9 protein-coding genes are annotated in these 12,752 nt (G+C 58.3%); 8 read left to right on the top strand and 1 reads right to left on the bottom strand.

Features of this window, described 5'->3' with window-relative positions; all coding sequences use genetic code 11:
- Positions 1-29: 29 nt before the first annotated feature.
- From purF to cobA, 7 genes are all read left to right on the top strand, one after another.
- Positions 30-1,556 (top strand): amidophosphoribosyltransferase, encoded by a 1,527-nt coding sequence (purF, locus tag SIC15_RS10460; protein WP_069183545.1) that lies wholly within the window; start codon positions 30-32, stop codon positions 1,554-1,556.
- 27 nt (positions 1,557-1,583) lie between these two features.
- Positions 1,584-2,825, top strand: coding sequence for an O-succinylhomoserine sulfhydrylase (locus SIC15_RS10455; protein ID WP_412535802.1), 1,242 nt, complete (start codon positions 1,584-1,586; stop codon positions 2,823-2,825).
- A gap of 6 nt (positions 2,826-2,831) precedes the next feature.
- Positions 2,832-5,432 (top strand): DNA translocase FtsK 4TM domain-containing protein, encoded by a 2,601-nt coding sequence (locus SIC15_RS10450; RefSeq protein ID WP_412535801.1) that lies wholly within the window; start codon positions 2,832-2,834, stop codon positions 5,430-5,432.
- A 12-nt stretch (positions 5,433-5,444) separates the two neighbouring features.
- On the top strand, positions 5,445-6,092 hold the full coding sequence (gene lolA, locus SIC15_RS10445; RefSeq protein WP_349343117.1) for an outer membrane lipoprotein chaperone LolA: 648 nt from the start codon (positions 5,445-5,447) through the stop codon (positions 6,090-6,092).
- The gene (locus tag SIC15_RS10440; protein WP_412535800.1) at positions 6,092-7,429 is read left to right on the top strand and encodes a replication-associated recombination protein A; all 1,338 of its coding nucleotides are present in this window, start codon (positions 6,092-6,094) and stop codon (positions 7,427-7,429) included. Before lolA ends, SIC15_RS10440 begins: the two co-directional genes overlap by 1 nt.
- Positions 7,430-7,516: 87 nt before the next feature.
- On the top strand, positions 7,517-8,791 hold the full coding sequence (serS, locus tag SIC15_RS10435; RefSeq protein ID WP_412535799.1) for a serine--tRNA ligase: 1,275 nt from the start codon (positions 7,517-7,519) through the stop codon (positions 8,789-8,791).
- Entirely contained in the window at positions 8,788-9,645 is an 858-nt protein-coding gene (gene cobA, locus SIC15_RS10430) for a uroporphyrinogen-III C-methyltransferase (RefSeq protein ID WP_412535798.1), read from the top strand. Before serS ends, cobA begins: the two co-directional genes overlap by 4 nt.
- Positions 9,646-9,672: 27 nt before the next feature.
- Here cobA and SIC15_RS10425 read toward each other — a convergent pair whose 3' ends face one another.
- On the bottom strand, positions 9,673-10,749 hold the full coding sequence (locus SIC15_RS10425; protein WP_008171726.1) for a 3-deoxy-7-phosphoheptulonate synthase: 1,077 nt from the start codon (positions 10,747-10,749) through the stop codon (positions 9,673-9,675).
- A 175-nt stretch (positions 10,750-10,924) separates the two neighbouring features.
- On the opposite strand from SIC15_RS10425, the gene SIC15_RS10420 reads away from it, so the two are divergent.
- Positions 10,925-12,748 (top strand): DUF1631 family protein, encoded by a 1,824-nt coding sequence (locus tag SIC15_RS10420; protein WP_412535797.1) that lies wholly within the window; start codon positions 10,925-10,927, stop codon positions 12,746-12,748.
- Positions 12,749-12,752: the final 4 nt, after the last annotated feature.

The raw sequence follows: 12,752 nt of genomic DNA, 5'->3' as shown, positions 1-12,752 counted from the left end.
AGTTTTAACACTCGGAGATACCTTTATCCATGTGTGGCATTGTCGGCATCGTCAGTACTTCCAACGTCAATCAGTCGCTCTATGATGCGCTGACTGTACTTCAGCACCGGGGCCAGGACGCGGCGGGCATTGTGACATTTCAGGATGATCGGTTTTTCCTGCGCAAGGATAATGGCCTAGTGCGGGATGTATTCCATACCCGGCACATGCGCCGGCTGGTGGGTAACGTGGGCATCGGCCACGTGCGCTATCCGACAGCGGGCAGTTCCAGTTCCGCTGAAGCCCAGCCGTTTTACGTAAACAGTCCCTACGGCATTACCCTGGCCCACAACGGCAACCTGACTAACGCGGATGATCTGAGCAAGGACCTGTTCCGGACCGATCTGCGGCACATCAACACCAACTCCGATTCGGAAGTTCTGCTGAATGTGTTTGCCCACGAGCTGCAGAAGCTCGGCAAGCTCGACCCGACCAAGGACGAGATTTTCTCCGCAGTGAGAGCCGTTCACAAACGCTGCCGGGGTGCCTACGCCGTGATTGCCATGATCACCGGTTACGGCATTGTGGGCTTCCGTGATCCGAACGGCATACGTCCTGCCTGTTACGGCGAGCGCACGTCCGAAGATGGCCGCAAGGAATACATGATTGCCTCGGAAAGCGTTGCCCTCAATGCGGCAGGTTACACACTGGTGCGGGACATTGCGCCGGGTGAGGCGGTCTACATTGAAACCGACGGCACGCTATATACCCAGCAATGCGCCGAGCAGCCCCACCTGTACCCGTGCATTTTCGAACACGTGTATTTTGCCCGCCCGGACTCCATTATCGACAAGGTGTCGGTTTACAAAGCCCGTCTGCGCATGGGCGAGACCCTGGCCGAGAAGGTGCTTCGCGAGACGCCGGACCACGACATCGACGTGGTGATGCCCATACCTGATACCAGTCGCACCTCAGCCATGCAGATGGCCCACCGTCTGGGCGTGAAATTCCGGGAAGGCTTCATCAAGAATCGCTATATCGGGCGGACGTTTATCATGCCCGGCCAGAAAATGCGTAAGAAATCGGTGCGCCAGAAGCTGAACCCGATCGATCTGGAGTTCCGTGGCAAGAATGTCATGTTGGTGGACGATTCCATCGTGCGTGGCACCACCTGCAAGGAAATCGTGCAGATGGCCCGCGATGCCGGTGCTCGCAAGGTCTATTTTGCCTCTGCGGCACCCCCCGTTCGCTACCCGAACGTCTACGGGATCGATATGCCTTCGGCCAGTGAACTGATCGCCCACGACCGCACCGTTGAGGAAATCCGTGAACTGATCGGGGCCGACTGGCTGCTCTATCAGGATCTGGAGGATCTGGTAACCTGTGTCAGTGATGTCAATGACGACATCGAAGGCTGGGAATGTTCCGTGTTTACCGGCAACTACGTAACCGGCGATGTTGATGCAGCGTATCTGAACCGTCTGGAAGAACTGCGTAACGATGACAAACGTTTCAAGAGCGCCGGCGCCACATCTGGCGATAACGGTATTATCGATCTGTACAATGACGAAGACTGAAAGAGCCGTAGCAGGCAGGAGTAGTTGATGACCTTTCGCCGTGAAGAGACTGTCTGGATTCCCGAGTCGGACCTTGATGGTATGTCGGTGGACACACTGGCAGTGAGGGCAGGGCAGATCCGCACCGGGCAGCTCGAGCACAGCGATGCCATTTTCCCTACGTCCAGCTTTGTCTATGGCAGTGCCGCGCAGGCAGCGGCGCGATTTGGCGGTGATGAGCCGGGCAACATCTATTCCCGATTTACCAATCCGACGGTCCAGGCTTTTGAAGGCCGGATTGCCGCCATGGAAGGTGGAGAGCGGGCAGTTGCTACCGCTTCCGGTATGGCCGCGATCCTGAGCACCTGCATGGCGCTGCTGCAGAGCGGCGACCATGTAATCTGCTCCCGGGGTGTATTCGGCACCACCAACGTGCTGTTCCAGAAATACATGGCCCGTTTCGGAGTCCAAACCACGTTTGTCAGTCTGACGGACATGGAAGAGTGGCGGGCGTCGGTGCGCCCCGAAACCCGGATGCTGTTCATTGAAACGCCATCCAATCCCCTGTGCGAAGTTGCAGATATGGCGGCCCTCGGGCAGCTGGCCCGGGATAACGACGCGCTTTTCGTGGTGGATAACTGTTTCTGTACGCCTGTGCTTCAACGTCCGCTGGAGCAGGGCGCGGATATCGTGATCCACTCGGCCACCAAATACCTCGATGGCCAGGGCCGCTGTGTCGGCGGTGTTGTGGTCGGGTCCGAGAAGATGATGGAAGAGATCTATGGCTTCCTTCGGTCTGCTGGTCCCACCATGAGTCCCTTTAACGCCTGGGTGTTCCAGAAGGGTCTGGAAACCTTACCAATTCGTATGCGCGCCCACTGTGACAATGCGTTAGAGTTGGCGCTGTGGCTGGAGCAACAACCGGCGGTTGAACGTGTGTTCTACGCCGGTCTGCAGAACCATCCCCAACATGAGCTGGCGAAAAAGCAGCAAACCGGGTTTGGCGGCGTGCTGTCATTCCAGCTCAAGGGCGCGAGGGAGGAGGCCTGGGCCTTCATTGATGGCACCCGAATGATTTCCATCACAGCAAACCTGGGTGACGTCAAGACCACGATCACGCACCCGGCTACGACCACTCACGGGCGCTTATCGCCGGAGGACAAGGCGCGGGCCGGGATTACGGAAAACCTGATCCGGATTTCCGTGGGCATCGAAGCTGTCGAAGACCTGAAAACCGATCTGGAGAGGGGCTTCCAGGCGCTTCGCAACGCAAGCACCGATAACGTCTGAGCATTCATGGCCGAATCTGCAAAAGCGAAGAAAGCACCACAGGAACTGACAGAGAAGCAGCTGCGCTTTCGCCGCCTGGCTGCCCAGGGCGCCCGGGAAGGCGCCGTTATTGCTCTGATAGCGCTCTGTATTTATCTTTCCATGGCGCTGGTGAGCTTCAGTCCCTCAGATCCCGGCTGGGCCAGCATTGGTCATGACACCAGCGTCCAGAACTATGCCGGACGTACCGGCGCCTGGCTCGCCAGCCTTTTCATGGATTTCTTCGGCCACGTCGCCTATCTGTTTCCGGTAATGATCGCCGGCTACGCGCTGATGCTTATCCGGCGGCGCAACGATTCCCTGGACTTGCACTGGCCGCTGTTCATGATGCGGTTCGGTGGCTTCCTGTTGATCCTTCTCTCGGCAACCAGCCTGTTGTCGCTCTATTCCGTATTTGGTCTCGGGGCTTCCTCGGGCGGCGTGCTTGGTACGGCTGTAGCTGATGCCATGGTTCGGTTTTTCAATCTGCCGGCAACAACGCTTTTGCTGATCGCCATCTTTCTGTTCGCACTGACCGTTACAACCGGGTTGTCGTGGTTCTGGCTGATGGATCAAGTCGGTGGTCTGACTCTTCGGACAGGGCTGGCGATCAGCAGTCTGTTCAAGGGCAAGCTGAAGTCGGAAAAGCCGAAAAAATCGGAAAAACCAGAGGCCAAGGTCGAGCCAAGAGCAGAGCCCCCAGTGGTCAAGGATCGTGTGCCAGCTGTCGATAGCGCATTGAAAAGCCCGGATCCCGACAAGCCTCGCTGGTGGCACCGGATCCCCGGCTTCGGTCCGAAGAAGCCCAAGGCCCCGAAGGCTGCTTCAAAGCCCGAAATCGCTCGAAAGGAACCGGGCCTGGATGGCCTCTCGGCCGAAGTTGATCCGGAACCGGCTCGGCTTGAAAGTTTCAGCTCGCGGGATGACGCGCCTGTGGCTAAAGGTAAGCCTGCCAAACCTGAGGAATCCCCTCAGCCTACGGGGCGCTCGGTGAAGATCTCGCCTTTCAAGAAGGACGAACAGCCGTCACAGTCGAAAGACAAGGGGAACAAGCAGCCTTCGTTGCTGGAAGACATAGAAAGCCCGATCCCTCCGATTTCCCTGCTGGACCCGCCGGAGGAGCATAAGGAAAAAGGCTACTCGGAAGAATCGCTGGAGCACATGTCCCGGTTGCTGGAAGAAAAGCTCGGTGATTTCGGGGTATCGGTGGAAGTGGTCGAAGTCAATCCGGGCCCGGTCATCACCCGGTTCGAGATCAAGCCGGCCCCGGGCGTGAAGGTCAGCAAGATTTCCAACCTCGCCAAAGATCTGGCCCGTTCCCTGGCGGTACTGAGTGTTCGGGTTGTCGAGGTGATTCCCGGCAAGTCTGTTGTTGGTATCGAGATTCCGAATGAAGAACGAGAAATGGTCCGCCTGAGCGAAGTGCTTGGTGCCCGGGTATTCCAGGAATCCAGCTCCCCTCTGACCCTGGCGCTGGGTAATGACATCGGTGGTAACCCGATGGTGGCCAACCTCGCCAAAATGCCGCACCTCCTCGTGGCGGGTACCACCGGTTCCGGTAAGTCCGTTGGCGTCAATGCCATGCTGCTCAGCATGCTGCTGAAGGCAGGGCCGGAAGATGTCCGCTTCATCATGGTGGATCCGAAGATGCTCGAATTGAGCATCTACGATGGCATTCCACATTTGCTGGCGCCGGTGGTCACCGACATGAAAGAGGCGGCCAACGCCCTGCGCTGGTGTGTGGCTGAAATGGAGCGCCGGTACAAGTTAATGGCCAGCCTCGGTGTCCGGAATCTGGCCGGTTACAACCGGAAGATCAAAGACGCCGTGGCCGCCGGTGAACCGCTTCTGGATCCTTTCTGGAAGCCGGACGAGTATCTCGCCAATGATGAACAGGAACGTCCCGAGCTGGACACCCTGCCATTCATCGTGGTCGTGATCGACGAGTTTGCCGACATGATGATGATCGTTGGCAAAAAGGTTGAAGAGCTGATTGCCCGCATTGCACAGAAGGCAAGGGCGGCAGGTATTCACCTGATCCTCGCTACCCAGAGGCCGTCGGTTGATGTGATAACCGGCCTGATCAAGGCCAACATTCCCACCCGGATGTCTTTCCAGGTGTCGTCCAAGATCGATTCGCGGACGGTACTGGATCAGGGCGGCGCCGAGCAGCTCCTGGGGCATGGCGACATGCTCTACCTGCCACCGGGGTCGGGCCTGCCGGTTCGGGTGCATGGAGCGTTTGTGGACGACGATGAGGTTCACCGCGTTGTCAGTGCCTGGAAAGCACGTGGCGAACCGGTCTACGTGGACGATGTCCTCAACGGAGCTGAAGGCGAGAGTCTGCCCGGGGTACCCAACCTGTCAGAAGGCGGTGGAGACAGCGAAGGCGATGCGCTCTACGACGAGGCGGTTGCGTTCGTGACTGAAGGGCGCCGCGTTTCAATTTCCTCGGTGCAGCGAAAATTCAAGATCGGGTACAACCGGGCGGCAAACCTGGTTGATGCCATGGAAGCATCCGGCGTGGTAAGCGCCGCAGGCCATAACGGCGCCCGTGAAGTTCTGGCGCCGCCGCCACCCAGAGATTAGGAGTAACGAGCCATGGCACAGTCTTTTCTGAAATACCTGTTAGTAATGGCAGCGACGGTGTTTTTCTTCAGCCCTGCGACGGCCAGTGAGGGCCAAGAGGGAGCCGACGAGCTGGCTTCGTTACTGAAGAGCTATGAATCCTATCAGGCGGATTTCATTCAGATTGTTGTCAACGAGAATGGCAACAAGGTCCAGGAAACCCGTGGTTCGTTGAAAGCAAAACGTCCGGGTCTGTTCTACTGGGAAACCAGCGCGCCCCTCTCGCAGTTTATTGTGAGCGATGGCGAAACCGTGGAGGTCTACGATCCTGATCTGGAGCAGGTTACGATTCATAAGCTCGATGACCGGGTGCAATCTACCCCGGCACTGCTGCTCAGCGGTGAAGTGGATAACCTGGAGGAAACCTACAAGGTCTCAGAGCGCCAGATCGGTGACAACACGCGCGAATTCACCCTGGAACCAAGGAGTCCTGATTCCCTTTTCACGTCACTCCGGTTGACCTTCTTCAAGGGCGAGCTTCAGGAGATGCGCATGCAGGATTCCCTTGCCCAGTTGAGTGTTCTGAGTTTTGACCGGATCAGGCTCAATGAACCGGTGGAAGCCGGTGCCTTCACCCTCGACTACCCGGAGGGTGTGGATATTATCCGGGACGGGGCCTGATGCAGGATAGCCTGTTCGGGGAATCCGCCGGTTTCCGGCCTTTGGCCGCAAGAATGCGGCCTGCAACACTGGATGACTACGTGGGCCAGGCACACCTGGTCGGGCCCGGAAAACCTCTTCGACGTGCGGTGGAGCAGGGCCAGCTTCACTCCATGATTCTCTGGGGACCTCCCGGAGTCGGTAAGACTACTTTTGCCCAGCTTCTGGCGAACGTCAGCGATCTTAGCTTCGAGACGGTGTCTGCCGTTTTGAGCGGTGTGAAAGAGATTCGGGCTGTAGTAGAGCGGGCGCGCAATCGAAAACAGTCCCAGGGGCGGGACACGCTGCTGTTTGTCGATGAGGTGCATCGATTCAACAAGAGCCAGCAGGACGCGTTTCTCCCCCACATCGAGGACGGAACGTTCATCTTCGTGGGTGCGACCACCGAAAACCCTTCTTTCGAACTTAACAGCGCCCTGCTGTCCCGTACCCGGGTCTACGTGCTTAAGAACCTTGAAGAAGAGGACATTCTTCAATTGTTACGTCGTGCGCTGGCTGCCGACGAGGGCTTCGCAGGCCGCCTGCTGGTTGATGAGGACGTGCTGACCCTGATGGCGGCAGCATCCGGCGGCGATGCCCGTCGCGCCCTTAATATTCTGGAGGTGGCGGCGGATCTGGCCGAGCCGGACGGCTCCGGAATGGACCGGGTAACGGCTGATCAGCTCGAACAGGTAATGCAGACAAGCCTGCGTCGGTTCGACAAGGGCGGAGATGTGTTTTACGACCAGATCTCTGCACTGCATAAATCCGTTCGCGGTTCCGATCCGGACGGTTCGCTGTACTGGCTGTGCCGGATGCTCGATGGCGGCTGTGATCCGCTCTATGTTGCACGGCGTCTGGTGCGCATTGCCAGCGAAGACATTGGTAACGCTGACCCTCGTGCCCTGCAGCTTAGCATGGACGCCTGGGATGCCCAGGAGCGGCTGGGGACACCGGAAGGGGAACTGGCCCTGGCCCAGGCGGTGACCTATCTGGCGCTGGCTCCCAAAAGTAATGCGGTTTATAACGCCTTTAATCAGTGTATGGCGGATATCCGCAAAGACCCGGACTATGAGGTGCCAGTTCACCTCCGCAATGCCCCGACCAAACTGATGAAAAGCATGGGCCACGGCGATACCTACAGGTACGCCCATGATGAGCCCGAGGCCTTCGCCGCCGGGGAGTCCTACCTGCCCGAGGCCATTCATCAACGCCGCTACTATGAGCCCGTTAATCGAGGGCTTGAGATCAAACTGGCCGAGAAACGCCAGCGTCTGGATACCCGCAACGCCGAAAGCCCCCGAAAACGCTACAACTGAGTCTTGTGCTGCGGTAGCCACGAGCGCCAGTGCAGGTATAATGGCCAGTCATTCAAACCATCGCTAACCGGAAGATTCAGGATAATCATGCTCGATCCCAAACGTGTCCGCACCCAGACAGAAGAGATCGCCCGTCGGCTGGCCGTCAAGAATTTCGAATTCGATACTGCCACCTTCGAGCAGCTTGAGGAGCGCCGTCGTGCACTCCAGGTAAGTACGGAAACCCTTCAGAGCGAGCAGAACAAGCGGTCCAAGTCGATCGGGAAGGCCAAAGCGGCCGGCGAGGATATCCAGCCGCTGCTGGACGAGGTGGAAGACCTTAAGAAGCAGAGGTCTGAAGCCGAAGACGAGCTCCGCGCCCTTCAGGAAGAGCTCAACGCGTTTCTGGCCGGTATCCCGAATCTTCCGGATGAAGATGTACCGGCGGGTGACAGTGAAGACGATAACGTAGAGATTCGCACCTGGGGCACCCCAAAGGCCTTCGATTTCGAGCCCAAAGACCACGTTGCCCTGGGCGAGGGGCTGAAAGGTCTGGATTTCGAGACCGCGACCCGGTTGGCCCATTCTCGCTTCGCCGTCATGCGAGGCCCCGTGGCAAGGCTTCATCGGGCCCTGGCCCAGTTCATGCTGGATCTGCATACCCGCGAGCATGGCTACCTGGAGACTTATGTACCGTACCTGGTGAACGCAGACAGCCTGTACGGAACCGGCCAGTTGCCCAAGTTTGAGGAAGACCTGTTCAAGACTGAGGGCGAGCATCCGCTGTACCTGATTCCCACTGCAGAAGTACCTGCCACCAATCTGGTATCGGACTCCATCCTGGATGCCGCTGAGCTCCCGTTGCAGATGGTCTGCCACACTCCGTGCTTCCGCAGTGAAGCAGGCTCTTACGGCCGGGATACCCGGGGCATGATCCGTCAGCATCAGTTTGACAAGGTAGAGCTCGTGCAGGTGGTTCGTCCGGAGGATTCAGATGCCGCGCTGGAAGCCCTGACTGGTCACGCCGAAAAAGTGCTTCAGTTGCTGGAGTTGCCTTACCGTGTGGTTGCGCTCTGCGGTGGCGACATGGGCTTTTCCGCGGCCAAGACCTACGACCTGGAGGTCTGGTTGCCAGGGCAGGACAAATTCCGTGAGATCTCCTCCTGTTCCAATACCCGGGATTTCCAGGCACGCCGCATGCATGCTCGTTGGCGTAACCCGGAAACCGGAAAGCCCGAGCCTGTCCACACCCTGAACGGATCGGGTCTTGCCGTTGGCCGTGCACTGATTGCGGTCATGGAGAACTACCAGCAGGCAGACGGCAGCATTGTGGTTCCGGAGGTTCTCAGGCCGTATATGGGAGGCGTTGAAAAAATCCAATGAGTGATCAGCCAGATAGCGCACCAGGGAAGGGCGTTGGTGCAACCCCTGCACCGGTAAGGTACAGGGTCAATCCGGTAACCTCGAACCCCAACAGCTCAGCGGGTGAGGTGGCTCTTGTCGGGGCCGGCCCCGGGGACCCTGAACTGCTGACACTCAAAGCCTGGCGGCTGATCACCGCCGCGGAAGTAGTACTTTACGATCGTCTCGTGTCGCCGGAAATCCTGGCCATGATCCCGGAAACTGCCGAGATGATTCATGTTGGCAAGCAGCGCGCCAACCACACCTTGCCCCAGGATCAGATCAATCAGCGACTGGTGGATCTGGCGAGGCAGGGACGAAAAGTCGTTCGTCTCAAGGGCGGAGACCCGTTTATTTTTGGTCGGGGTGGTGAAGAGATTGAAACCCTTGCCGACGCCGGTGTCCGGTTCCAGGTAGTGCCGGGTATCACCGCCGCTTCCGGCTGCGCCGCCTACGCTGGCATTCCTCTGACCCACCGGGATTACGCCCAGTCGGTTCGGTTCGTGACCGGCCATCTCAAGAACGATACCTGTGATCTACCCTGGAAGGACTTTGTCCAGAACAACCAGACCCTGGTGTTCTACATGGGGCTGGTGGGCCTGCCCATCATTTGCCGGCAGCTGGTCGCCCATGGTATGTCGCAGGATATGCCCGTGGCGTTGGTCTCGAAGGGCACAACGAGGGATCAGCGCGTGGTGACAGGGAGTCTGTGCAATATCGTTGAACGGGTAGAGGCTGAAGCCGTCCAGCCGCCAACGCTGGTGATTATCGGCCACGTGGTGGCGCTGAGAGAAAGGCTCGACTGGGTAGGTGGGGTTATGAAAACGGGGAGCTGAGCTCCCCGTTTTCTCATCATGCTTTGCTCAGCCAATCTTGCGCTTGGGCAATACATCCTTGAGTTTGTCGCGCATGTCCCGGATCGCCTTCTCCGTGGTTGGCCAGTCGATACAGGCGTCGGTCACCGACACGCCGTATTTGAGATCGGCCAGATTCTCGGGAATGGACTGGTTACCCCAGTTGATGTTGCTCTCTACCATAAGGCTCTGGATGGAGGTATTGCCTTCCAGAATCTGGTGGGTTACGTCCTGCATGACCAGCGGCTGGATAGCCGGGTCCTTGCTTGAGTTGGCGTGGCTGCAGTCAATCATCATCGATTTGCGCAAGCCTGCTTTATCCAGCGCCTGCTCGCAGAGGGCGACGCTTACCGAGTCGTAGTTGGGTTTGCCACCGCCGCCGCGAAGAACAACGTGCCCGTAATTGTTGCCCTTGGTGCGGATAATCGCCACCTGGCCCTGCTGATCAATACCCAGGAAACTGTGGGGATGGGAAACCGACTTCATGGCGTTCACGGCAACATCAAGGCTGCCATCAGTGCCATTCTTGAAACCGATTGCCATGGACAGGCCGCTGCTCATTTCCCGGTGGGTCTGTGATTCAGTAGTACGGGCGCCGATGGCCGACCAGGCAATGGTGTCCTGCAGGTATTGCGGGGAAATCGGATCCAGTGCTTCTGTGGCTGCGGGGAGGCCCAGCTCGTTGATATCCAGCAGCAAGCGACGACCGATGTGGAGGCCCTGCTCAATATCAAAGGTGTCGTTCAGGTGCGGGTCGTTGATCAGACCTTTCCAGCCAACGGTTGTACGAGGCTTCTCAAAATAGACACGCATAACGATCAGCAGCGTATCGCTGACTTCATCGGCAAGCTTCTTCAGGCGCGCGGCGTAATCCCGGGCCGCTTCTACATCGTGAATGGAGCAGGGGCCCACCACCACGAATAGCCGGTGGTCTTTGCCGTCCATGATGTCATAGATGGCCTGGCGGCCCTTTGAGACGGTTTCTGCGGCCTTGTCGGAGAGTGGCATCTCCTTCTTCAGCGCTTCAGGAGTGATCAGTGCTTCCTGGCTCGCCACATTCAGATTCTCTAGTTTGTTGCCCGACATGTTGTTCTGCTTCCCCGATTCTGATCGTTGCAGCCCTGGTGGACCATGGAATATGCCAACAGGGTTGCAGATTAACGCGAATAGCGCCGGTGTACGGTTGCGGTAAACCCCGGCGAGTTGGTTATACTGCGTTATTTACAGGGCCTTTTCAACGCTTCTTAGGTATGGGGAACGGATGTCGCAAAACAGGCAGAGACCGAAGGATGTGCCTTCCGTTGCAACGGTTTCAGGTAAGATAGACGATGTCCTGGCCGGCATACGTGTTCCTGACCTCCCTTACCCGGCGGGCAAGCTCGAACCAGAGTCTGTCAGCGACTGGCGCCCGCTTCTGATTTCATGCTGGTCCGAGCAACGGGACGAGCGCGTCACCCACGTCATCCGGTCCGTCCATCTTGAGTGGTCAGCGCGTCAGGTGAACGCGGCTTATGTTGCCGACCGGATCATGGATGTCTTCCTGAAAACCAGTGGTTTGCACCCAAGTCTCGCGCGACGCGTAGCGAGACTGCGGTTTTATCTTGCCTGGCGCATGGATCTTGAGGGCAAGAAAGCCTTCAGCGGGCCCGTGCTTTCCTGGCTGGACAGTCTGCAGGAGTGGCGGGGCTGGAGCGACTCTGGCGGGCGTTCATCAAGGGTGCTTCTGGACCAGCTTGATTCGCTGGTTATTGCGGTGTCGGCCAGCTTTGAATCCGGTAGCACGGACCCCGTGGAAGCCTTCTGTCACCAATGGCAGGAAGAGTCGGCCCGAAGGGACGCCCAGGCCGGAAAGCTCCGCCAACGCCTGCTGGAGACGGAGCAGGGTGCTGCCAAACAGCGCAAGGCCGACCAGACTGCCCGCGCCCTTGTTGGCCGGGCTCTTCAGGGTCGCAGGCTTCCCATGCCGATCGTGCGGTTTATCCTCGATTACTGGCAGGGGCTGCTCAAGCAGTCCTTCTGGGACGCCGGTCTGGAAGGTGAGACTTTTCGGCATGGCAGCAAGCTTCTCGAGTGGCTGGTCTGGATCGGTGATCCTTCGCTTTCTGACAAAGACAGAAATCGCCTCTATCACGTTGGCGAACAGATCGGCGACCGACTTCTTGATGTCTGGAAACGGGTGTATAACCAGGCGCTTCCGGCGGACTCCCTGGCAGGAATCGAAGGCGTGATGGTCTCGCGACTCAGAGGAGAGACGCCAGAGCTGGTCGATGCGTTACCGGCAGCAGGTGGATTTCAGTGGGATAGCAGTTGGCTGAGCTTTGAGGTACCGACTGAGCAAGCCTTTAAACCGTTCGAGGGGCAGTGGTTTGTCGAAGGCGAAGGGGGAGCGGAGCAGCGCCGGTATTTCTATGCCTTTCTGACCGAATCGGCAGAAATCCTTTGGACTAACGGTGCTGGTGTAAAACTGGGCCTGCAGACCTGGACTGATTTCCAGGCCGCTCTGGAAAAAGAACAGATCCGTCCCCTGCCGAAACTGACGCCATTTGGAACCGTATTGGCGGAGACCGTCGAACTACTCGCGGGTGTTTGCGATAAACAGCGCCGGCAGCGGGAACAGGCTGCGGAGGCAGCAAGGCTCAGGGCCGAGGAGCTGCGTCGGGAGAAAGAAGCCGCAGAAGCTCGCCGCAGGGCGGAGGAAGCGAAGCGCGAAGCAGAGCTGGAGCGCCAGCGTCAGGCGGCCGAAGAGCAGCGCATCGCCGATGAAAAGGCCGAGGAGGCGCGGATCAGGAAGGAGCACACCCTGTTGGCTGAAAAACAGGTAGACGCCATCAAGCTCGGCGGCTGGATCGTGGTTGAACCGGATGAAACTTCGGATGAGCCGGCCCGCCTGAAGCTGGCCGTACGCATCAATGCGTCCAGAAAGCTGGTGTTTGTCGATCGTTTGGGCCTCAATCGTCGTGAATTTCTTGAGGACGCCCTTGTAGAGGGTATTGTCGAAGGCCGGATCCGGGTTCTGGGAACCTCCGCAGAATTTGATGACACCCTCAGCAGGGTGGTTGGCCGAATCCGTGTGGGCCGAAACTGATATT

Source organism: Marinobacter sp. MIT932201, assembly GCF_047123295.1.
Lineage (GTDB): Bacteria > Pseudomonadota > Gammaproteobacteria > Pseudomonadales > Oleiphilaceae > Marinobacter > Marinobacter salsuginis.
The sequence above is the reverse complement of the archived record's forward strand: the minus strand, read 5'-3'. Positions and strand labels throughout refer to the sequence as shown.

Bases quoted from the DNA above. Each gene is read 5' to 3' on its own strand.
- lolA (WP_349343117.1), top strand. From the start codon at position 5,445: ATGGCACAGTCTTTTCTGAAATACCTGTTAGTAATGGCAGCGACGGTG.
- cobA (WP_412535798.1), top strand. From the start codon at position 8,788: ATGAGTGATCAGCCAGATAGCGCACCAGGGAAGGGCGTTGGTGCAACC.
- SIC15_RS10450 (WP_412535801.1), top strand. From the start codon at position 2,832: ATGGCCGAATCTGCAAAAGCGAAGAAAGCACCACAGGAACTGACAGAG.
- SIC15_RS10440 (WP_412535800.1), top strand. From the start codon at position 6,092: ATGCAGGATAGCCTGTTCGGGGAATCCGCCGGTTTCCGGCCTTTGGCC.
- serS (WP_412535799.1), top strand. From the start codon at position 7,517: ATGCTCGATCCCAAACGTGTCCGCACCCAGACAGAAGAGATCGCCCGT.
- SIC15_RS10455 (WP_412535802.1), top strand. From the start codon at position 1,584: ATGACCTTTCGCCGTGAAGAGACTGTCTGGATTCCCGAGTCGGACCTT.
- SIC15_RS10425 (WP_008171726.1), bottom strand. From the start codon at position 10,749: ATGTCGGGCAACAAACTAGAGAATCTGAATGTGGCGAGCCAGGAAGCA.
- purF (WP_069183545.1), top strand. From the start codon at position 30: ATGTGTGGCATTGTCGGCATCGTCAGTACTTCCAACGTCAATCAGTCG.
- SIC15_RS10420 (WP_412535797.1), top strand. From the start codon at position 10,925: ATGTCGCAAAACAGGCAGAGACCGAAGGATGTGCCTTCCGTTGCAACG.